This is a genomic window from Bradyrhizobium sp. Crot121 (assembly GCF_059512385.1).
This window is the reverse complement of record NZ_JCAMOR010000011.1, coordinates 115,221-134,694: the sequence shown is the minus strand read 5'-3', so window position 1 is coordinate 134,694 and position 19,474 is coordinate 115,221. Positions and strand designations below refer to the sequence as shown.

Sequence of the window (19,474 nt, the reverse complement as noted above, 5' to 3'; positions counted from 1 at the left end):
CTGTTCAGTACTCATGAGGCACCGCGCGATCGACGTCATTGATAGGGTTGATAGTCAGCGACACGCAGGACCTTTCCGGGATTCATGATGTTGCGCGGATCAAGCGCACGCTTGAGCGAAGCGAGCGCCATCATCGCCGTCCCTCGCTCGGCAACAAGGTAATCCATCTTGCCGGTACCGATGCCATGTTCGCCGGTACACGTTCCACCAACGGCATGGGCTCGCGCGATCATGCGGGTGTTCAGCTCCACGATCCGGCGCTTCTCGTCCTCGTCCTCGGGATTGACCAGAACGCAGAGATGAAAGTTGCCGTCGCCGACATGACCGCACAGCGGCGCAATCAGATCGAGCTCGGCAACGTCCTGGCGGGTCTGGGCGATCACGCCAGGCAGCTCGGATATCGGCACGCAGATATCGGTTGGTACTCCCCGCGATCCGGGACGGAGCGCCAGCGCTGCCCACCAGACGTCATGGCGGGCTTGCCAGAGCTTTGTCCGGTCTTCGGTCGCAGTCGCCCATCGGAATGTGCCACCGCCGAACTCCGTCGCAATCGCGGTCATCAGGCCGACCTGTTCATCGACCGCCAGCTGCGTCCCATGAAATTCCAGAAACAGCGTCGGCTGAACGGCAAGATCGAGCTTCGAATAACGGTTGCACGCCTCGATCTGCAGCGCGTCGAGCAATTCCGCGCGTGCCAGCGGGATGGCGCTCTGCGTTGCAGCGACGACGGCCGACACTGCCGCCTCCACGGTTGGAAAGGTGCAGACCGCCGCCCCGATCCGTTCCGGGATCGGTGCAAGCCGCAACGTAACCTCGGTAATGATACCGAGCGTACCTTCGGCACCGACAAACAGACGGGTCAGATCATAACCGGCGGACGATTTCCGCGCGCGAGAGCCGGTGTCGATCAGTTGGCCGTCGGCCAGCACGACGCGTAGCGACATCACCAGTTCGCGCATGGTTCCGTAGCGCACCGCGTTGGTACCGGATGCACGGGTCGATGCCATCCCGCCGATCGAGGCATCCGCTCCCGGATCGATCGGAAAGAACAGCCCCGTGTCCCGCAGGGCGGCGTTGAGCGCCTTGCGGGTCACCCCTGCCTCCACGGTGCAATCGAGATCGGCAGGCGACACCCGGACGACGCGGTTCATTCGCGACAGGTCGATCGTGAGCCCGCCATGCTCAGCGCTGATCTGCCCTTCCGTCGACGTACCGGTGCCGAATGCCACCACCGGACACCGATAGCGATGGCAGATAGTGACCGCATCCACCACGTCCTGCGTCGAGGCCGGAAACAGGACCGCATCGGGCGCGACCGTCACGTGCGAGGTGACGCTGCTCGCGTGATGGCTGCGGATCGCGGCGGACGTCGACAACTTGTCCCCGAACCGCTCGCTCAGCCTCGCGATCGCATCTGGTATGGCGCGCTTCATCCCACCTTGCCCATCTGTCGCTCATCCGGATTTGATGGAGTCGCTGCCGACATTCCAAGGTAGGCGTCGATGACGCGGCTGTCCGCAGCAACATCCGCAGCTTTCCCAGCCAATTGAATCGCTCCGCCTTCGAGCACGTAGGCACGATCGGCAAGACGCAGCGCGGCGCGCGCGTTCTGCTCGATCAGGAGAATCGACACGCCTTCGTTTTTCAGCCGTGCGATGATCCGAAACATTTCCGCGACGATCAGCGGCGCGAGCCCGAGGCTTGGCTCATCGAGCATCAGAAAGCGCGGCTTCAACATCAGAGCCCGTCCCAGAGCCAACATCTGGCGCTCCCCCCCGCTCAGTGTGCTGGCCTGCTGGTTTTGCCGTTCGTCGAGGCGAGGAAAGAGACGAAATATGCCGGCGAGTCGCGCGCGCATATCGAAGCATGGTTCCATCCGCGCCGAGAACGCGCCGAGTTTGAGATTGTCGAGCACCGTCATCGGTCCGAACAGGTCGCGCGTTTCCGGTACCAGCGAGATCCGGGCGCGGACCCGCGCCTCGATCGACCGAGAAGCCTCCGGCCATTGCGGGAACACCAACCGACCGCCAGACGGCACGAGTCCCATCACCGCATTGACCAGAGAGGTCTTGCCAGCGCCGTTCGGTCCGATAACCGCAGTGACCTCCCCCGCCCGCGCTTCCAGCGAAACGTCATGATCGCGGTCAGACGGCCATAGCGGACCACAAAACGCTCGAGCTGCAGTAGGACCGTCATGCAGCGACTCCCAGATACGCTTCCTGGACACCGGTATCGGCGCGAACCTCCTCGGGATCACCGAATGCGATTCGGCGCCCGAAATTCATCACCATCAGCCGATCGGCCAGGCGGAAGACGAATTCCATATCGTGTTCAACGAGAACGATGGCGAGGCCCTCGGCTCGCAACCGGACCAGCAGCTCCGCAAGCAATGCCTTTTCGTTCGCGCGCAAGCCGGCGGCGGGCTCGTCGAGCAGCAGCAGCACCGGATCGGCCGCCAGCGCGCGTGCGATCTCCAAGATCCGCTGATGACCGAGGGACAGTGTCCCGGCAAGCTCCCACGCTCTGTCGCCGAGCCCGACACGGTCGAGAAGGTGCTGGGCCCAACCCAATAGCTGCCGCTCCTCGCGAGCATCGAGTCCCAACGACGCAGCCACAATTCCGCATCGGCCGAGATGAGTGGCGCCAATCGCGACATTCTCGATCAGGCTCATCTCCGGAACCAGCGCGGCGTGCTGAAATGTCCGCGACAGCCCACGCACGCACATGTCGCGCGCGCTCACGCGTGCCAGCGGCGCCCCGAGGAAGCTCAGCTCACCTCCGCTCCGCTGCAAGCCACCGCTGATCAGGTTGAACAGGGTGCTCTTCCCTGCCCCGTTGGGACCCAGAACGCCGAGAATTTCGCCACTTCGAACATCGAAGCTGACGTCGTCCACTGCGACGAGGCCGCCGAACATCCGCCGCAGGCCGATCGCAGTCAGGACCGGCAGCCCCTGATCGGGCCTGCCCCTCCTGCTCGTCAACGTGACGGGTGCAACCGGAGCTCGAGGCGGCATATGGGATGCGACCACCTGCTGCAGGAAGGGCCACAGGCCCTTGCGCGCCTTGTGCAGCACGATGATCATCAGCGCGGCGAAGACCAGCAGTTCAAATCGTGCCGTCGCCCCGAACAGAGGCCGGAGCAGGTCCTGCAGCTCATGCTTGATGACTGTCACCAGCCCGGCACCGACCAACGCCCCCCAGACCTGCCCACTGCCGCCGATCACTGTCATGAACAGATAGTCGATACTGGCGTTGAGACCGAAAGGCGTCGGATTGATGAAGCGTTGCACGTGCGCGTAGAGCCAGCCTGCCAGCGCGGCGACCACTGCCGCAGCGACGAATGCCAGCAAGCGATGCCGTTGCGCATTCGCTCCGAAGGTCTCCGCGATCGTGCTTCCCGTACGGAGCGAGCGCAACACGCGCCCGCAACGAGATGCCAGCAGCCGCCGGCACCAGGCAACGGATAGCACGAGCGCGACCAGGACAAGGCCGAAGGCCTGCCGCTCGGATCGCAACTCAAAACCACCGACCGTGACCGGTGGGATTCCCGTCATTCCGTTGAAACGGCCGAACGCATCGGCGTTTCCGATTCCAAAATAGAAGCTGATGCCAAAGCAAAGTGTCGCCAGCGCGAGATAATGGCCGCTCATTCGCACCGTAACCACGCCGATCAGGGCAGCGGTCGCCGCCGCGCCGATCGTCGCCCCGGCAAGACCCAGCCAAGGCGACAGCCCGAACTGCGTCGACATACAGGCCGAGGTATACGCGCCGAGGCCGACGAAGGCGGCCTGTCCGAAGGAAACCATGCCCGCGATCCCGGTCATCAGCACCAATCCGGTGCATACGATCGACGCGATCATCACGTAGGTGGCCACCGACACCTGATAGGCCGGCAACACGAGCGACGCGAGGGCCGCAACTGCAACGGCGATGAACGGCGCGAGAGCAAGAAGCCGACCGATCATTCGATTCCATCCTCCGCGTGGGGATTGACCACCGAGCGCCAGAACAGGATCGGGATGATCAGCATGAAGACGATGATATCGCGATAGGCGCTCGCCCAGAACGAGGCAAAGGACTCCACCGCTCCAACCAACACGGCACCGGCTGCCGCGAGCGGATAGATCGCGAGCCCGCCCACGATGGCGCCGACAAAGCCCTTCAAGCCAAGAATGAAGCCAGAATCATAGTAGAGCGTTGTCATCGGGCCCACCAGCAGACCCGATACCGCGCCCACGAAGCCGGCGACGATGAAGGCCGTGCGGCCGGCCGCGGCCGCGCTGATGCCCACGATCTCCGCGCCACGGCGGTTGTATGCAGCCGCCAAGAGTGCGCGGCCACGCAACGAGCGATGAAAGAATAAGTAGAGCACGAACACGAGCACGATGCTGCTGGCGACCACTCCGGCCACCTGCTGCGAGATCAACTGTCCGGCGAACGAAAGCGGCGGACCGGAGAAACCTTGCGTCCGCACTCCCTCGGCCCCGAACACCTGCAAGCCGATACTGTTCATTCCCAGATGAGTTGCGATCGCCGCAATCAGGAGCACCAAGGGCGAAGCAGACGCGATCGGCTGGAACACGATCCGATAGATCACCGGATTGATGCAGGTGACCAGTGCGCATGTGACCGCCATCTTCCACAGGAGTGGTGCATCCTTCGGGACCAGCAGAACAGCCAGCAGCGCAACAGCGAGCGGCACGACGCCGAACTGAACGATCGATCGCGCGCGATCGCGCCGTGCGCCTGCCTCCAGCATTTCAAGTGACAGCGCGATGGCGGCCCCGAACAATAAGATCCACACCGTGCCTGGTATCGTCCCGGCATCAAAGGCCGCCAGGGTCAGGGCTGTAAAGGCGACCAGATCCCCTTGCGGAACGAAGATCACGCGTGTCACCGTGAACACGAGGACGAGCACTGTCGCAAGCAGGATGTAGATCGCGCCATTGGCGATGCCATCCTGCAGCAGAATCGCCGCAATATCCGCAGTCATGGCAGGGCTCCGCCGTCCGGCTCACGCCTCGGCACAGCCATCGAATGAAGACGTCGGGATATCATGGGACCAGCCGCCAGCCGCCGTTGACGATCTGTGTCATGACGCGCGAGCGCTCGTCGAGACCGAGGTGATCGGTGAACGACATGTTGTAGACGCCGTTCGGACCGGCGACGTCACTGGTCGCTTCAATCGCATCCCGCAACGCAATTCGAAACGCGTCTGTCCCGGGCTGCGCCTTGACCGCGGCTGCCGCGATCGCCCTATCGAGGATAAGTTGCGCATCCCAGAGATAGGCCGCAAAGGTCGAGCGGGCTCCGCCTCCGGGGATAGCCTCATAACGGCGGACGAAATCGAGCGCCGCGGCCTTGGCCGGATGGCTATCCGGCAGCTGCTCGGCGACCAGCACCGGTCCCGCCGGCACGAACGTCCCCTCGAGGGCCTTGCCACCAATACGCAGGAAGTCGTTATTGGCGACACCATGTGTCTGGTAAACGACACCCTTGTAACCCCGATCCGCGAGCGTCATCTGTGGCAACGCTGCCGGGGTGCCGGACGCCGCAATAAAGATCGCATCGGGACTTTGCGACGTGATCTTCAGAATCTGCCCGAGCACGCTGCTGTCGGTTCGCTGGTAACGCTCAGAGCCCACCACCTTGATGCCGGCCGCCTCGGCCAGCGCCGTCATCACCTTGATCCAGCCTTCACCATACGCATCGTTGAACCCGATCAGCGCTAGCGACTTGATGCTCCGACGCTTCATATGATCGAGCACAATGGACGCCATCTGGGCATCGCTCTGCGGGGTCTTGAAAACCCAGCGCCGCCGGTCAACCGGCGGCTCGACGATCAAGGCCGATCCGGCCAGGCTGATCATCGGCGTCCCGGTCTCGGCGACGATATCCAGCAGCGCGAGCGAATTCGGGGTCAGGCTCGGACCGACGATGACGTCAACGCGGTCCTCCGTAATCAGTTTGCGGGCGACCGTGATCGACGTCGAGGTGTCCGACGCATCGTCCATCAGAATGTAGCGGACATCCTGGCCGCCGAGTTTCGGCGGCAGAACACTTACCGTCCGCTGTTGCGTCACTCCGACGGATGCCGCCGGCCCCGTGGCGGACACAATGATTCCAATCCTGACCTCGGCCAGCGCAGGTGCGGCCCACGATACAGCCGCAACAAGTGCAACGATCAGCTTGTTCAATTCGACCTCCTTGAACGTTGTTTCCTCCGCCGGTTCGACCGGCTGGTTCCCTTGACGGCCATCCTTTCGGTGGCTCGCATATCTCGTTGGTCCTTTACTTAGACCAAACGTTCGGTCTAAGAAAGAGAAAAATTGCCGTGGTTTCCCAACACACGGTCGCCAGGGATGAATTCGCAGGAGGAACCCGGGATGCTTCACCCCGATATCGAATGCCTAGACTATCCGGCCATCTGCCGCCTTCAGCAGGAGCGACTGAGCAAGCTTGGCCGACGCCTCGGCGAGCGGCCGGACTGGCTCGCGCATTTCGCGGCCGCCGGCATGAAGCCCTCGGACCTCGCCGCCGCGGACGGGCTCGAGCATGCGCCGCTGCTCGACAAATCCGCCCTGCACAGCCGCTATCCATTCCCGTTCCTGGCCACGCCGATGGACTCGGTGCGGAGATTCACGGCAACCTCAGGGACGACCGGGCTGCCGGTCCTATTCGGCATGACGGAGCACGACTATGGTCAGCTCCTGCCCTATCAGATGGCACGGATCCTGACGGCCGCTGGCGTGCAGCGCGGCCAGCGCGCCTATCAGGGCTATGGTTACGGTCTCTGGATCGGAGGACCGGCACTCGATGTAGGTTTCGCGGCGCTCGACTGCACCACGTTTCCGATCGGGCCCGGTCGCGGCGAACTCGTGGTGAAATGGCTGCGCGACCACAGCTACGACGTCGCCTCGATGTCACCACTTTGGCTGATGTCGCTAGTCACCACCGCCAAGCAGATGGGCATCGATCCCAAGGCGGAGTGGACGATGAAGCTCGCCATTCTTGGCGGACAATCAGTATCTGCCGAATTCCGCAACCAGCTGGAAGCGGAAATGCCGGAAGGCTTCGTGAGCCAGAACATCTACGGCACAACCGAAGCCGGCGGCCCGGTGCTGGCGATTTCCACCCCCTTCACCCATGACGAGGACGAGCTGCAGCTCATCAACGAAGATACGATCATCACCGAGATCCTTGATCCGGTGACGCTTCGCCCCGTTGCCCCTGGCGAGGTCGGCGAGATTGTCATCACGACGCTGTGTCGCGAAGCCTCGCCGGTCGTGCGCTGGCGCACGCGCGACCTGGTGCGGCTGTCGACCTCACCCTTCGACTGTCGCTCCGGGCGAAGGGGCATGCGCAAGATCGGGCGCATCATTGGCCGCAGCGACGACATGATTAAAGTCAAGGGGGTCATCGTCTTCCCTTCGCAGATCGAAGACATCATCGCCGCGACGCCGGGAACAGTGAAAGAGGCCTGGCAGATCTATGTCGACAAGGAGCGCATCACGATCGGAACGATGTGCATCGCTGTCGAGGCGCAACATACGGCCGGCCGCCCCGCCGAACTGATCGTTGCGGATATCAAGCGCGAGGTGCGCGCCCATCTCGGCATGGGCGTTGACGTCGAGTGTCTCCGGGAAGGGACCTTGCCGCGCTACGAAGCCAAGGCGACACGGGTGCTGCATCGTGCCGAGCGCGCCTGACAGGAGGGCGGCGGCCTTCAGACATGTAGCGGATTCCGGCGCGGGACGGACATCATCAACCGCGCGCGCTCAGCGCGAACGCGGTCCTGATGGGACGCAACACGCTGTACGGTGCCGCCGCCGCCGGCGAACCCGGCATCGCCCATGTCATCTCGATCCTCGGGACCGAGCTGGAGCGCGCCACACTGCTCGGCACCGCGCGCCTGAGCGATATCTCAGCCGAGCATGTCCGCTATCTCGGCACCACCCCATCTGCCACTGATCGCTGCCACGCCTGGACGGTGACGAGGCGGCGTCAAACCGGTCGCAAAATTGCCAAGTCAGCCACCGGGCGGTATAGTCCGATCGTTCGGACGATTATTTCAGGACACCTGTGACACGACCTCGCTCCCCTGACTACGACTCCATCCAGGCTTCGATCATCAAGCAGGCAGCTGGGCTGTTTGCAAACCGCGGCTATGCGGCGACATCGATCGGCGATATCGCCGCCGCGTGCGACTGCTCAAAATCCCGCCTCTACCACTACTTCGAATCGAAAGAAGCTATCCTCGTCTTCATGCTGACGGAACATGTCGACAAGCTGCTGGCCGGCTGCGACGACATCCTTTCGGGACGCGAGGATGAGATCGCCTGTTTCCAGAAACTGATCAGGTTTTTCCTCCAGATCTATTCCGTCTCCCGTGACAAGCACGTGGTGATGCTGACCTGCATGGAGTTCCTGCCCAACAACGTGAGAAAGGACGTCATTAAGAAACAGCGCCAGCTGATCTCGATCGTCACCGACATGCTGGCGAAAATCCGCCCGGAGCGAGCGAAGGACGAGGCGAGCGCCCATGTCGATGCGATGCTGTTCTTTGGCATGATCAACTGGACATATACCTGGTTCAAGCCGGACGGCCGCATGATGCCTACTGATCTTGCCGACCGCTGCGTCAGCCTCTTCCTCGATGGCTACAGGAATTCGAGAGTATTCTGATTTCACCCGGGCCTCGCGCCTTCACGGGAGCAGACTGCGGGGATCAAACGCTTGATCGGTAAGCTTCGACGGATCGACGTTGATCCCTTGCGACAGCAGCTTTTTCGCCACCATGAAGGTACGGGCGTCGTTGATCGAATCCACCGCGACTAGGCGCCCTTCCCGGTAATACCAGTTGGACAGGCCACGATCCGTGTCGCATGCAACGACCTCGGTATAGCCGCGATTCCAGCCGGCAATCTGCAGCTTGGCATCATACTGGTCGGACCAGAACCAGGGCACCGGTGCGTAAGGCGCGGCCTCGCCCAGCATGTCATCAGCGACCGCTTCAGCCTGTTCGATAGCGTTCTGAACGCTCTCGAGGCGGATCAGTTCGCCGCATAGCGGAAACCGCGCGCAATCCCCCGCCGCCCACACATCCGCAGCCGAGGTACGGCCGTGCTCATCCACCAGGATGCCGTCCGCTGTGTCGATACCTGCACGCGCGGCGAGCTCCGCATTGGGCAGAACGCCGATGCCGACAGGCACCAGATCGGTTTCAAGGCGCTCACCGGAGGTCAACTCCGCTTCGCGCACGGGGCCGCCGACCACCCGTCTCACCGCACATCCCTCGACGATACGAACGCCCTTGGCGTAATGAAGCCGGCGGAAGTATTCTGATGTTGCCGGGCAGACGGCGCGTTCCAGGATGCGGGCAGCACTTTCGACAACGGTGACACGAAGGCCTGCTTCTGCGGCGACGGCGGCCGTCTCCAGTCCGACGAAGCCACCTCCGATCACCAACAGCCTGCGGCCTTTCCTGAAGTGGCGCTGCATGCGCTCGGCATCGTGCAGCGAGCGGAGCTCGCAAACGTTTTCCAAATTGGTGAGCCAGGATGGTAACGGCCGCGGCGAAGCGCCAGTGGTCAATGCGAGCTTCGTCCAAGCCGACCGAATCGTCGCCGCGCCCGAGCGTCGGCGCACCGGGTCGAGTGACGTCACCGCGCGTCCAGCACGGATGTCGATGTCATTGTCGCTCCAACAGGATGGCGAACGAAGCAGCAACCGCTCCCTTTCCCACTCTCCGCTGAGATACTTCTTCGACAACGGCGGACGCTGATACGGGGCCCAGGGCTCATCACCATAAATCGTGATCCTGCCTCGAAACCCCTTGGTGCGCAGCCGGATTGCCAGGGCGGCAGCGGCCTGCCCGCCCCCACCACCGCAACATGTTCCTCCGTGGCCCGAGACCTATCGTTTATTTATAGATCGAACGTTCGAACTATGTATTGTGCTTTCTTGGATTGCAAGCAGACGATTGGTGGTTGCATGAACGACAGGGATGATCTCGAAGCCGTCAAGAGCCGTATCGTGGCGGCGGTCGCTTCATGGCGTGTGGCCGCCTCGCTGACCTCCATTCGGGAGAGCTTTGATGCCCTCTTTGCCGACGGTTCCGAAACCTTGGGTGAAGCGATCCATATCGGACCCATGGCGGCCGCGTGGATCACGCCACCAGGAAGCTGCACAGACCGCGTCGTGCTGTTCTGCCATGGCGGCGGTTTCCAGGTCGGCTCGCTCCGCTCCCACAGCAGCTTGATGGTGCGCCTTGCGCGCGCCAGCAACGCACGCGTGCTCGGCTTCAATTACCGGCTTGCCCCCGAACACAAATATCCCGCAGCGGCCGAGGACGCGATCTCAGCCTATCTCTGGCTGCTCGGCCAGGGCCTGCCGTCGTCGCGCATTGTCGTCGGTGGCGATTCCGCCGGCGCTGCGCTCGCCATGAACATCGCGCTCCGCGCACGTGATATGAGCCTGCCGCTTCCGTCCGGCCTGGCGCTGATCTCGCCCTGGCTCGATCTGACCATGCGTGGTGCCAGCTATGCGAGCCGGGCCGCCCTCGATGTCTTTTCAAAACCAGCGCAACTCGCTGCAATGGCCCGCGCCTATCTCGGCCGTAACGGCAACGTATCAGCACCATCAGCCTCACCGGTCGATGCCGACCTTGCCGGCCTGCCACCGATCCTGATCCACGCCGGCGACCACGACATCACGCTCGACGATGCCTTTCTACTGGCGGCGCGGGCGCAGCAGAGCGGCGTGGACGTGAAGGTGCGCGTATGGGACCACATGTTCCATCATTTTCAGATGTTTGGTGAGTTACTGCAGAGCCACGAATCGCTGACCGAACTCGGTCGCTTCGTTGCAGAGCGAACGAGCGGCCGCTGATCCGTTCCGCGCGGCCCTCCGGCTCAGCAGACACCACACCCCATGCCGCCGGACACGCCCAACACCTCACCGGTCACGAACGATGCGGACGGCGAAGCAAAGAAGGATACGGCCGCCGCGACCTCATCCGGTTCGCCGAGACGCCTCAGGAGCGTCAGGCTTGCCATGTCGCGTCGCAGCTTGTCACCAAACTGCGCGATCGCCTCCTCGACCATCGGAGTACGGATTGGTCCCGGCAGAACGGCGTTCACTGTGATGCCGTACCGGGCGTTCTCCCTCGCAATCGACCGGGTGAATCCGATCACCCCGGCCTTGGCGGCTGCATAGACCGCCCCGCCCTTCGAACCGAGCCGCCCGGCTTCCGACGCGATGTTGATGACACGGCCATAACCCGCCCGTTGCATCGCCGGCAGGACACCGACGGTGAAGGCGAATGTGGCTTCCAAGTTCACCGCGATCAGGCGGCGCCAATCTTGCGGGCCGGTTTCGGTGAAGAAGGCGTGCTGATCGACACCGACATTGTTGACCAACACCTCGAACGGACCTCTCTTGGCAACGAAGCGCGCAACGGCGGCATTGTCCGTCGCGTCGATCGCCTCGAAATCGGCGCCGATCCCGCCGGCGACCACCCCAGCGCTTTCCGCGTCAAGGTCACAGAGCGTGACTGCGAAGCCGTCGGCGGCGAAGCGACGACAGATGGCCGCCCCGATACCCCTCGCGCCACCGGTCACGAGAGCCCGCTGCAAGCGCCCTCCCGGCATCTTCGATCAAGCTCCGGTAAAATTCGGCGTGCGCTTTTCAAGCACGGCTGCCAAACCTTCTCGCGCATCAGCGGTGGACGACAGCTCTGCCACCGTCCGCGCCTCCTCGGGAAGGCAGGACTCGACGCTAAGGCCGATCCCGCTCCAGAGCAGCCGCTTGGCGGCCGCACTCGCCCTGGGAGCGTTGGCGGCCAGCCTCCCGACGAGCTTGCGCGTCTCTCCCGCGAGCCCATCGTCAGGAACGATACTGTTGATCAAACCAATAGCCTGGGCTTCCTCGGCTCCGAGCACGCGGTTGGTCAAAACAATCTCCGCGGCCCGCCGGAAACCCACCAAACGCGGCAGGATAACCGAGGCACCACCATCGGGCGCCATTCCGACCCGGGTGGCGCCCGCCATGAACCTGGCGGACTTCGCCGCCACGACGAGGTCGGACGCGCAGACAAGACCAAGCCCGCCCCCGCCTGCCGCATAGCCCTGCACTTCACTCACCACTGTGGCGTTCAGGCGGATCAGTCCACCCACAGCCATCTGCAGATAAGCCGTCACTGTGCGCAGGAAGTCACCCAGCGCCTCTCCCTTGGATGCGAACTCACGCACATCTCCGCCGGCACAGAAATTCGCTCCGGCACCTCGTACATGTACGACGCGCACGCGCGGGTCGCCATGGCAGCGCATCACCGCCTCGTGGATCGCCTGCATCATGGCGATATTCATCCCGTTCGAAGACTCTGGCCGGTTGAGGGTCAATGTCGCGACATGGTCAGCATAATCTAGAAGAACCGGTCCTTCTGCGACCCAGCACTCGTACCCCAAGGCCGTCTTGAGCTCTGATGTCATGTTCGCCTCCGTCGTTCGCCGCGACACTCAAATGAGAAAGGACAGGGTGAAGATCGGCTTGTGGTTGTTCACAAGACCGACCTTTTTCCGCACAAGCTTGAAACCACCATCTGTGATCCGCAGGCGATATTCATTGCGTGACGCCCAGAGGGTTTCGCCGCGCAGGTTATCCTCGAAGATGAACGCATTCGCCCTCACCTCGATCTCGTCACCGACCTGAGTGACGAGTTCGACATTCGAGATGATCCGCGCCAGCTCCGACCTCGGCGTCTGGGTATGGCGGCGCCCGGTCTTGAGCTGATCAATACGCACGCCAATACGCGAGCGGTTATCGTAGATGATCGACATCTGCCGCTCCGGATCGGTATCCGATCCATTGGCCGGCACCCAGTATGTCGCATCGTCCGCCCATAACGCCTCCCACTCGTCATAGGCATGGGTGTCCTGAAGGCGGGCTTCGAGAAACAGAAACTGCTCGACGCGTCGCAGAAGATCCGTTTGTTCCGCTTCGAGATGCAACATTGCGGTGGCTGTAGACTGCGGCATACCAACCTCACGCCGTCATCAGTTCGGTATAGTGACGCCAGATGGCGCGTTGCGGCACCTCGTCGGTCGAATGACCGACGAGGTAGCCGTTTTCGTCCCGGCGCTCGCGATGCAGGCCGCGTGTTAGCGTGACCCATTCAGGGTCATTGATCACTGCACCGCGATGATTGCGCTCATACATCTCGGTATCGTCGGCAAGCAGCAGCCCGGCCGGGCCGACCGAGCCCATGGTCTGCTGGCGCAAGCGCCGATTGAGCTCGGGCGCTCCCTTGAACTGTAGCGCGGTGACATGCTGGATTGTCTCGTCGACGGCGATCGGCTGCAGCACGAACAACTGGATTTCGGCGATGAACAGATTGGGAAAGATCATGATGTGCGGCGTCCCGTCGATCATGATCCTGCGCGCCCGCTCGGCGCCATAAGCCTGCTCCATCGCCTTCACGTATTGCGGAAAGCGCGTCTCGCTGGTGCCGAACCACTCGAGCGGCTTGCCGATCCGGCGCCACTCCGGCCGCAAGTCGAATTCGGTGTGGCCATTGCCGAAATCACGCGTGAGCGCGGTGGACTGCGGACCGTAGAGCTTGCCGATGCCACTGTCGGTAACCTGGAACACCGACCCGTGGACGAACGCCGGATGGTAGCCGTCCGTCTCGTTCTCGAGCATGAACTTCCAGTTCGCTTTGGTACGGTGCTGCAGGAAGCCTGCGGTCAGCTCGAGTTCGCCTTCGGGCGAGTTTTCCAACAGCTGGTCGATCGAGGCCGTCGCACCGCCGAGGTGTTCCTCCAGGGACGGCCCCTCGTTCGCGAAAGATCCGAAGACGAACCCCCGGTAGATGCCGACGCGCGGCACCCTGCCGAGCGAGAACCCCGACTTGTCTGCATCGCCGTAGCCGTCGGCATAGGCATAGCCGATCAGATCTCCCGTATTGGCGAATGTCCAGGAATGATAAGGGCACGTGAACGTGCCGCGGTTGCCTTGCCGGTAGGCGCAGAGCTGATTGCCGCGATGCGGACACTTGTTCAGAAGTAGACTGATCTTGCCATCGCGATCGTGAACCATCAGCACCGGAGTCGACCCGATGGATTTCGTCACATAGTCGTTTTTATTCGGGACCTCGCTGATGTGGCCGACATAGACCCACGTCCGATGCCAGATGCGCTCCAGTTCCTGCTCAAAGATCTGCGGGTCGTGATACACCACACTGCGAACCCGCGTCGGTTCAATCAGCGTGCGATAATCCGGGTTTGGCGACTGACCAGACATGACTCCTCCCTTTAATCTCCCGCGCGCTTTCTTAGATCGATCGTTCGGACTATTAATGGCACCTGCAAGAGCGCCGTGTCAAGCAGCTCCACCAAGCCGCCGAACATCGTGATGTCGCCGGCATAGCAAAATGCTAGCGCCGGGCCTGGCGTCGTCGACCACAAGCGGACCGATGCTGGTGATCGAACCCTGGTCCTCGGTGATGTTGCGTCCGGCGGAGACCAGCAGCAGTCCGGGGCCGGCGACCTCGAAATTGCCATGAGATGACATCGCGCCCCGCCGACACCAGCGAAACGTCGGTGAGATTGTTGTTCAGCATGAAGCCCGACACGTTGACGATATCCCTCCCCGCCTTTATCGAAATGGGTTTTGCTCGGTAGGACGAGACTGTGCCATCAAAGTTTGTAACGATGTCCCCCGCCGTCAGATTGAGAATGTCGCCATTCAGCGCGTAGAGACGAACCGGCACCGGATCGTCTGCATGCAACGGAATGGAATGGATTGACCAAGATCGAACGACGTACTTGGCTTGGTAATGAATGACGGGTTCAAGGGATCAAACGATGCTGATGGATCGGCTGCGCTCATGGTGACCACAGCACCGGCACCGTAGATCGAGCCGAATGCAAGCAACTCCAGCATCCCGCGCGAAGCAGGTGCGAGATCGGCGCGGCCATTGAGATAGATGCTGCCCCTGTCCGCGATTGCGAACAGCGACGGAGGCATCGGCATTATCGCGGTGTTTGCGCCGCCGAGGTTGCTGTTGGTCGAGACCTGCTATCTTCGGGACCTGGCGCAATGGACTTGCGCTCACCCGGTTTGCGCCGGACGTGCGCGATCTGCAGCGCGAGCGGAAGCAGCACCAGCGCCAGCCCGGCCAAGACAAGGCTCGTCACGAGAGGGTTGGCAAAGAACACCCCGAGCGATCCCTTGGACATCAGCATCGACTGCCGGAAGGCATCCTCGGCCTTGTCGCCGATAACGATCGCGAGCACGAGCGGAGCGAGCGGATAGAACAGCTTCTTGAAGAGATAGCCGACGACGCCGAAGCCGAGCATCATGACGACATCGAGATAGGAGTTCGACACCGAATAGGCGCCGACGACACAGATGATCACGATCAGGGGCGCAATGATGACGAACGGAATCCGCATCAAGGCCGCAAATATCGGAACGGTGAGCAGCACGAGCGCGACGGCGACAATGTTGCCCACATACATCGAGGCGATCAGGCCCCAGACGAAATCCTTCTGGTCGACGAACAGCATCGGCCCGGGATTGAGGCCCCAGATCATCAAGCCGCCCATCATCACCGCGGCGGTCGCCGAGCCGGGAATGCCGAGCGACAGCATGGGCAGAAGCGCGCTGGTGCCGGCCGCGTGATCGGCGGTCTCCGGGGAGATGATCCCCTCAACTTCGCCCGTGCCGAAATGGCGGCCGCGCCGCGAGAAGCGTCGGGCGATGCCGTAGCTCATGAAGGACGCCGCGGTCGGGCCGCCCGGCGTGATCCCCATCCAGCATCCGATAGCCGCGCTGCGCAGCAGAGCGATGCCATGCCGCGGCAGGCGGACGACCGCGCGGAAGACTTCTTTCCAGTCGATCCTTGAGGAGACCCCGCGTGCGTGAAACTCCTCTTCGACGGCAACCAGCAGCTCGCCGATGCCGAATAATCCCATCACCGCCACGACGAAGCTCACGCCTTTCACGAGCTCGTCGATCCCCATTGTCAGGCGTACGCTGCCGGAGACGGTATCGATGCCGATCGCAGCAATCGCAAAACCAATCGCGAGAGCGACCACCGTCTTGATCGGCGCCGCGCCGCCCATGCCAACGAAACTGGCAAAGGCGAGGAAATAGACGGCGAAGTACTCCGGCGGCCCGAAGGCGAGCGCAACCTGCGCCACCCACGATGCGAGGAAGGTGATCAGAATGACCCCGACCAGGGCGCCGAACGCGGCAGAACCGAACGCGGTGGCAAGCGCCGTCGTCGGCCTGCCGTCGCGCGCCATCGGATAGCCGTCGAAAGTGGTGGCGACCGACGACGGCTCTCCGGGAATGTTGAACAGGATCGAGGTGACGGAGCCGCCGAAGAGCGCGCCCCAATACATGCTCGAAAGCAGGATGATGGCCGAGACCGGCTGCATCCCGAAGGTCAGCGGCAACAGCAACGACACGCCGTTCGGCGCGCCCAGGCCCGGCAACACGCCGACGAGAATGCCGAGCAGGACGCCGATCACCATCAGCACCAGATGCGGCACGGTGACTGCGATCGTGAAGCCGTGCAGGAGCTCCTGGAGATTTTCCATTCGCTCTCCTCCTCAGAGCCCGAACGCAGCGGCGAGCGCGCCGTGCGGCAGCGTCACCTGGAACATTCGCTCGAACACCACATACAGCGCGAGCGGCGTGGCCAATGCCATTGCCAGCGAGCGAAGCAGCGATTGATGCCTCGGCAGCGCCAGCACAGCGAAGACGTAGCCGGCTGAGCCCACATACATGCCGACGATCGGGATCAGCGCCACAAAGAGAGCGGCAGGCACGAACAGCCCTGCGAGGCGGCGCAGCTCGATTGCTGTGATGGCCACGGGAACGCTTGCCAGCGTGCCGCCCGGCAGGACACCGCGGGCGAGATTGTAGAGGCTGCCAGCAACGATGATCACACCGGTCAGCAACGGAAAGGTGCCGGCATCGACCCCGGCGGCCGACCAGCCGATGCCATTGTCGAAGCTGGACACGACCACGGCGACACCGAAGCTGCCGGTGAGAATGGCGGTTGCAATTTCGAGAGCACGGCGTGAGATCATCGACTGCTCCAGCCCGGCGCTAAGCCCCGGATAGTTTCGCTCGACGTGGCCGACCGGCTCACTTGACGAGCCACCCCTGCTCGGCCGCGACCTGCTTGATATGCTCGAGGTCCTGCTTGATGTAGCTGTCGAACTCGGCTCCGGTCAGGAAGGCATCGACCTGCGAGGTTTTCTCGATGTAGTCCTTCCATTCCGGTGTCGCCCGCACCTTCTTCATGAGTTCGACATAGAAGGCAGCCTGCTCCGGCGTGACTTTGCCGGGCAGCCAGACGGTACGGGGCTGCTCATATTGCGGGATGTCGAGTCCCTGTTCGACGCAGCTCGGCACGTCGCTCCAGCCTTCGGTCGCGGTGACCTTGGGCCCCTGCGGCAATCGCTTTGGACTGAAGACACAGAGCGGGCGCTGCGTTCCGCCGCGCCACTGCCCCAGGCTTTCAGAGGGGTTGTTGACGTGAGAGTCGATATGACCACCCGCGAGCTGCACAGCGGCCTCGGCGCCGCTCTTGAACGGAATGTAGGTCAACTTGATGTGCCCGACTTTTTCGATCATGCGGGTCAGCACCTCGTCGGTATCCTTCGACTGCGCTCCGCCCATCTTGAATTCATTCGCGGCCCCCGCCTTCAGATAGTCGCTGACCGTCTTGTACGGCGCGTCCTGCTTGACCCAGAGCAGGAACTCATCCTGCGCCATCCCGGCGATCGGAGTGAGATCGGTGTAGTTGAAGGCGACCTTGGACACGAGCGGCTGCTGCCACGCGTTCGACGTGCCGAAGATCACCTTGTGGGGATCTCCGGCCGAAGCCTTGCCGTACACATAACCTTCCGCACCGCTGCCGCCGCCCTTGTTGACGACCACGATCGGCTGGTCGGTCAGCTTGTACTTGGTGATGATGTTCTGGACCGCACGCGCCAGATTGTCGGTGCCGCCGCCCGGCCCTGCGGTCGCGACGAACTCGATCGGCTTCTGCGGCTGCCAGGCGGCGCCCGCCGGAATCGTGCCGGCGAGCAGGATTGCGGCGGCAGGCAGCAGAAATCTCGACGTGACGTCCATGGTTTCCTCCGGCTGATTTTTTGCCTGTTTTGTTTGTCGTATCGGCCTGTCGCGACGTTGCGCGACCGGCTTTTATCGACCACCTGCTGCCGAGACGATTGCGCCTTCTTTCTCGAGCGCTTTGATCTGACTGTCATCGAACCCATACTCGGACAGCACCTCGCGCGTATGCTCACCATAGACCGGCGCGCCCGAACGCACTTTTCCCGGTGTCACGGAGAACTTGACCGGGAGCCCAATCGTCTTCACCGGTCCGAGTGTCGAATGCTCGACCTCGACGACCATCTCGCGTGCAAGCGTCTGCGGATCGTTCAGCGCTTCCAGCATGTCGTGTACAGGACCGCATGGCACGCCCTTCTCTTCCAAGAGCGTGAGCCAGTGCGCCCGTGTCCCCGTGCGGAAGCGCTCGCTCAAGACCGCTTCGAGCTCCTTCAGATGCGCCATGCGATCGGCACCGGTCACGAAGCGCGGATCGGATGCAAGCTCGGCTGCGCCCAGCGCCTCCAGCATCAACAGCCAATTCTTGTTATTGGCGCCCCCGACAACAAGCCAGCCGTCCGAAGCCTCGAATGCCTGGTATGGCGCGTTGAGCGGATGCGCCGAGCCCATCGCGCGCGGTGCCGTGTTGGTGGCGAGCGCGATGGTCGATTGCCAGTAGGTCTGCACCAGCGCCGCCTCATACAGCGAGGTCTCGACCCACTGCCCTGCACCGGTCTTCAGCCGATGCGCGTACGCAGCCAGAATTCCCATGCAGGCCAAGAGGCCGGCGGTAATGTCCGATAGGGGTGGACCACACTTCACAGGCGGGCCGTCTGGCCGCTCGCCGGTGAAGCTCATGATCCCGCTCATGGCCTGGGCGACCAGATCGAAGCCGCGGCGATGCTTGTAGGGTCCGGTGCGGCCGAAGCCCGAGAGCGAGCAATAGATCAGCGCCGGGAATTCCTCGTGCAACGCCTGATAGCCGAAGCCCAGCCGCTCCATGGCACCCGGCGCGAAATTCTCGACCAGCACGTCGGCACGTGCGATCAGCCGCCGCAGCACCTCCTTCCCGCCGGCGGTTTTCAGGTCCAGCACCACGCCGCGCTTGTTGCGGTTCATCATCAGGAAAGAGGCCGCCTCGTCGCCAATCTTCGGCGGCACCGAATAGCGGGTGTCATCGCCATTCGGCCACTTCTCGATCTTGATGACATCGGCGCCCATGTCGGCGAGCATCAGCGTGCAGGTCGGTCCCGCCATGACATGGGTGAGGTCGACGACCTTGAGGCCGGCGAGCGGTCCTTGCGGACGGGCAGCGGGCTGCGATTGGTTGCCTTGCATCGTC

Annotated in this window: 20 protein-coding genes and 1 pseudogene; 4 read left to right on the top strand and 17 right to left on the bottom strand. The window is 62.8% G+C overall.

What is annotated here, in order from left to right; genetic code table 11:
* Positions 1-35: 35 nt before the first annotated feature.
* The 5 genes from AC5ZGW_RS13395 to AC5ZGW_RS13375 form a co-directional block, all read right to left on the bottom strand.
* Positions 36-1,433, bottom strand: a complete 1,398-nt coding sequence (locus tag AC5ZGW_RS13395) for an FAD-binding oxidoreductase (protein WP_130222467.1) — start codon at positions 1,431-1,433, stop codon at positions 36-38.
* On the bottom strand, positions 1,430-2,227 hold the full coding sequence (locus AC5ZGW_RS13390; protein ID WP_349645040.1) for an ABC transporter ATP-binding protein: 798 nt from the start codon (positions 2,225-2,227) through the stop codon (positions 1,430-1,432). The genes AC5ZGW_RS13395 and AC5ZGW_RS13390 overlap by 4 nt, the downstream gene beginning before the upstream one ends.
* A complete protein-coding gene (locus tag AC5ZGW_RS13385; RefSeq protein ID WP_130222465.1) occupies positions 2,193-3,965 on the bottom strand; it encodes a branched-chain amino acid ABC transporter ATP-binding protein/permease in 1,773 nt (590 codons plus the stop codon). Before AC5ZGW_RS13385 ends, AC5ZGW_RS13390 begins: the two co-directional genes overlap by 35 nt.
* On the bottom strand, positions 3,962-4,993 hold the full coding sequence (locus AC5ZGW_RS13380) for a branched-chain amino acid ABC transporter permease (RefSeq protein WP_496113919.1): 1,032 nt from the start codon (positions 4,991-4,993) through the stop codon (positions 3,962-3,964). Before AC5ZGW_RS13380 ends, AC5ZGW_RS13385 begins: the two co-directional genes overlap by 4 nt.
* Positions 4,994-5,054: 61 nt before the next feature.
* Positions 5,055-6,197 carry an ABC transporter substrate-binding protein gene (locus AC5ZGW_RS13375; protein ID WP_130222463.1) on the bottom strand — a complete coding sequence of 381 codons (1,143 nt, stop codon included), beginning with the start codon at positions 6,195-6,197 and terminating at the stop codon, positions 5,055-5,057.
* 189 nt (positions 6,198-6,386) lie between these two features.
* Between AC5ZGW_RS13375 and AC5ZGW_RS13370 the strand changes: the two genes are divergently transcribed.
* The 3 genes from AC5ZGW_RS13370 to AC5ZGW_RS13360 are packed head-to-tail and all read left to right on the top strand — an operon-like array spanning position 6,387 to position 8,685.
* Positions 6,387-7,709 carry a phenylacetate--CoA ligase family protein gene (locus AC5ZGW_RS13370; protein ID WP_130222461.1) on the top strand — a complete coding sequence of 441 codons (1,323 nt, stop codon included), beginning with the start codon at positions 6,387-6,389 and terminating at the stop codon, positions 7,707-7,709.
* Positions 7,710-7,741: 32 nt separating this feature from the next.
* A complete protein-coding gene (locus tag AC5ZGW_RS13365) occupies positions 7,742-8,086 on the top strand; it encodes an alpha-hydroxy-acid oxidizing protein (RefSeq protein WP_283813224.1) in 345 nt (114 codons plus the stop codon).
* Positions 8,083-8,685: a TetR/AcrR family transcriptional regulator gene (locus tag AC5ZGW_RS13360; RefSeq protein ID WP_130222457.1), complete on the top strand. Its 603-nt coding sequence runs from the start codon at positions 8,083-8,085 to the stop codon at positions 8,683-8,685. Before AC5ZGW_RS13365 ends, AC5ZGW_RS13360 begins: the two co-directional genes overlap by 4 nt.
* A 21-nt stretch (positions 8,686-8,706) precedes the next feature.
* Here the strand turns inward: AC5ZGW_RS13360 and AC5ZGW_RS13355 are convergent, their stop codons facing one another.
* Both AC5ZGW_RS13355 and AC5ZGW_RS13350 read right to left on the bottom strand, forming a co-directional pair.
* On the bottom strand, positions 8,707-8,997 hold the full coding sequence (locus tag AC5ZGW_RS13355) for an oxidoreductase C-terminal domain-containing protein (protein WP_283813223.1): 291 nt from the start codon (positions 8,995-8,997) through the stop codon (positions 8,707-8,709).
* Positions 8,998-9,027: 30 nt separating this feature from the next.
* A pseudogene (locus tag AC5ZGW_RS13350) lies at positions 9,028-9,870 on the bottom strand (NAD(P)/FAD-dependent oxidoreductase); the annotation flags it as partial.
* Positions 9,871-9,993: 123 nt separating this feature from the next.
* On the opposite strand from AC5ZGW_RS13350, the gene AC5ZGW_RS13345 reads away from it, so the two are divergent.
* A complete protein-coding gene (locus AC5ZGW_RS13345; protein WP_130222453.1) occupies positions 9,994-10,890 on the top strand; it encodes an alpha/beta hydrolase in 897 nt (298 codons plus the stop codon).
* Positions 10,891-10,913: 23 nt separating this feature from the next.
* On the opposite strand, the gene AC5ZGW_RS13340 is transcribed toward AC5ZGW_RS13345, so the two are convergent.
* The 10 genes from AC5ZGW_RS13340 to AC5ZGW_RS13295 form a co-directional block, all read right to left on the bottom strand.
* Entirely contained in the window at positions 10,914-11,636 is a 723-nt protein-coding gene (locus AC5ZGW_RS13340; RefSeq protein WP_245474474.1) for an SDR family NAD(P)-dependent oxidoreductase, read from the bottom strand.
* A gap of 21 nt (positions 11,637-11,657) precedes the next feature.
* Positions 11,658-12,491: an enoyl-CoA hydratase/isomerase family protein gene (locus AC5ZGW_RS13335; protein WP_035689795.1), complete on the bottom strand. Its 834-nt coding sequence runs from the start codon at positions 12,489-12,491 to the stop codon at positions 11,658-11,660.
* A 27-nt stretch (positions 12,492-12,518) separates the two neighbouring features.
* Entirely contained in the window at positions 12,519-13,037 is a 519-nt protein-coding gene (locus tag AC5ZGW_RS13330; RefSeq protein ID WP_245474473.1) for an aromatic-ring-hydroxylating dioxygenase subunit beta, read from the bottom strand.
* A 7-nt stretch (positions 13,038-13,044) separates the two neighbouring features.
* Positions 13,045-14,301: an aromatic ring-hydroxylating oxygenase subunit alpha gene (locus AC5ZGW_RS13325; protein WP_130222449.1), complete on the bottom strand. Its 1,257-nt coding sequence runs from the start codon at positions 14,299-14,301 to the stop codon at positions 13,045-13,047.
* A gap of 78 nt (positions 14,302-14,379) precedes the next feature.
* Entirely contained in the window at positions 14,380-14,571 is a 192-nt protein-coding gene (locus AC5ZGW_RS13320; RefSeq protein WP_130222447.1) for a hypothetical protein, read from the bottom strand.
* 174 nt (positions 14,572-14,745) lie between these two features.
* On the bottom strand, positions 14,746-15,027 hold the full coding sequence (locus AC5ZGW_RS13315) for a hypothetical protein (protein ID WP_130222445.1): 282 nt from the start codon (positions 15,025-15,027) through the stop codon (positions 14,746-14,748).
* Positions 15,028-15,032: 5 nt separating this feature from the next.
* A complete protein-coding gene (locus AC5ZGW_RS13310) occupies positions 15,033-16,607 on the bottom strand; it encodes a tripartite tricarboxylate transporter permease (protein ID WP_130222443.1) in 1,575 nt (524 codons plus the stop codon).
* Positions 16,608-16,619: 12 nt separating this feature from the next.
* Positions 16,620-17,102 carry a tripartite tricarboxylate transporter TctB family protein gene (locus AC5ZGW_RS13305; protein WP_130222441.1) on the bottom strand — a complete coding sequence of 161 codons (483 nt, stop codon included), beginning with the start codon at positions 17,100-17,102 and terminating at the stop codon, positions 16,620-16,622.
* A gap of 58 nt (positions 17,103-17,160) precedes the next feature.
* Positions 17,161-18,153, bottom strand: coding sequence for a Bug family tripartite tricarboxylate transporter substrate binding protein (locus tag AC5ZGW_RS13300; RefSeq protein WP_130222439.1), 993 nt, complete (start codon positions 18,151-18,153; stop codon positions 17,161-17,163).
* Positions 18,154-18,225: 72 nt separating this feature from the next.
* Positions 18,226-19,470, bottom strand: coding sequence for a CaiB/BaiF CoA transferase family protein (locus tag AC5ZGW_RS13295; protein ID WP_130222437.1), 1,245 nt, complete (start codon positions 19,468-19,470; stop codon positions 18,226-18,228).
* Positions 19,471-19,474 lie beyond the last annotated feature (4 nt).

Coding starts and splice junctions, on each gene's coding strand:
- AC5ZGW_RS13395 (WP_130222467.1), bottom strand. CDS start 1,433: ATGAAGCGCGCCATACCAGATGCGATCGCGAGGCTGAGCGAGCGGTTC.
- AC5ZGW_RS13385 (WP_130222465.1), bottom strand. CDS start 3,965: ATGATCGGTCGGCTTCTTGCTCTCGCGCCGTTCATCGCCGTTGCAGTT.
- AC5ZGW_RS13380 (WP_496113919.1), bottom strand. CDS start 4,993: ATGACTGCGGATATTGCGGCGATTCTGCTGCAGGATGGCATCGCCAAT.
- AC5ZGW_RS13370 (WP_130222461.1), top strand. CDS start 6,387: ATGCTTCACCCCGATATCGAATGCCTAGACTATCCGGCCATCTGCCGC.
- AC5ZGW_RS13355 (WP_283813223.1), bottom strand. CDS start 8,997: ATGCTGGGCGAGGCCGCGCCTTACGCACCGGTGCCCTGGTTCTGGTCC.
- AC5ZGW_RS13345 (WP_130222453.1), top strand. CDS start 9,994: ATGAACGACAGGGATGATCTCGAAGCCGTCAAGAGCCGTATCGTGGCG.
- AC5ZGW_RS13335 (WP_035689795.1), bottom strand. CDS start 12,491: ATGACATCAGAGCTCAAGACGGCCTTGGGGTACGAGTGCTGGGTCGCA.
- AC5ZGW_RS13330 (WP_245474473.1), bottom strand. CDS start 13,037: ATGCCGCAGTCTACAGCCACCGCAATGTTGCATCTCGAAGCGGAACAA.
- AC5ZGW_RS13325 (WP_130222449.1), bottom strand. CDS start 14,301: ATGTCTGGTCAGTCGCCAAACCCGGATTATCGCACGCTGATTGAACCG.
- AC5ZGW_RS13320 (WP_130222447.1), bottom strand. CDS start 14,571: ATGTCATCTCATGGCAATTTCGAGGTCGCCGGCCCCGGACTGCTGCTG.
- AC5ZGW_RS13315 (WP_130222445.1), bottom strand. CDS start 15,027: ATGCCTCCGTCGCTGTTCGCAATCGCGGACAGGGGCAGCATCTATCTC.
- AC5ZGW_RS13310 (WP_130222443.1), bottom strand. CDS start 16,607: ATGGAAAATCTCCAGGAGCTCCTGCACGGCTTCACGATCGCAGTCACC.
- AC5ZGW_RS13305 (WP_130222441.1), bottom strand. CDS start 17,102: ATGATCTCACGCCGTGCTCTCGAAATTGCAACCGCCATTCTCACCGGC.
- AC5ZGW_RS13300 (WP_130222439.1), bottom strand. CDS start 18,153: ATGGACGTCACGTCGAGATTTCTGCTGCCTGCCGCCGCAATCCTGCTC.
- AC5ZGW_RS13295 (WP_130222437.1), bottom strand. CDS start 19,470: ATGCAAGGCAACCAATCGCAGCCCGCTGCCCGTCCGCAAGGACCGCTC.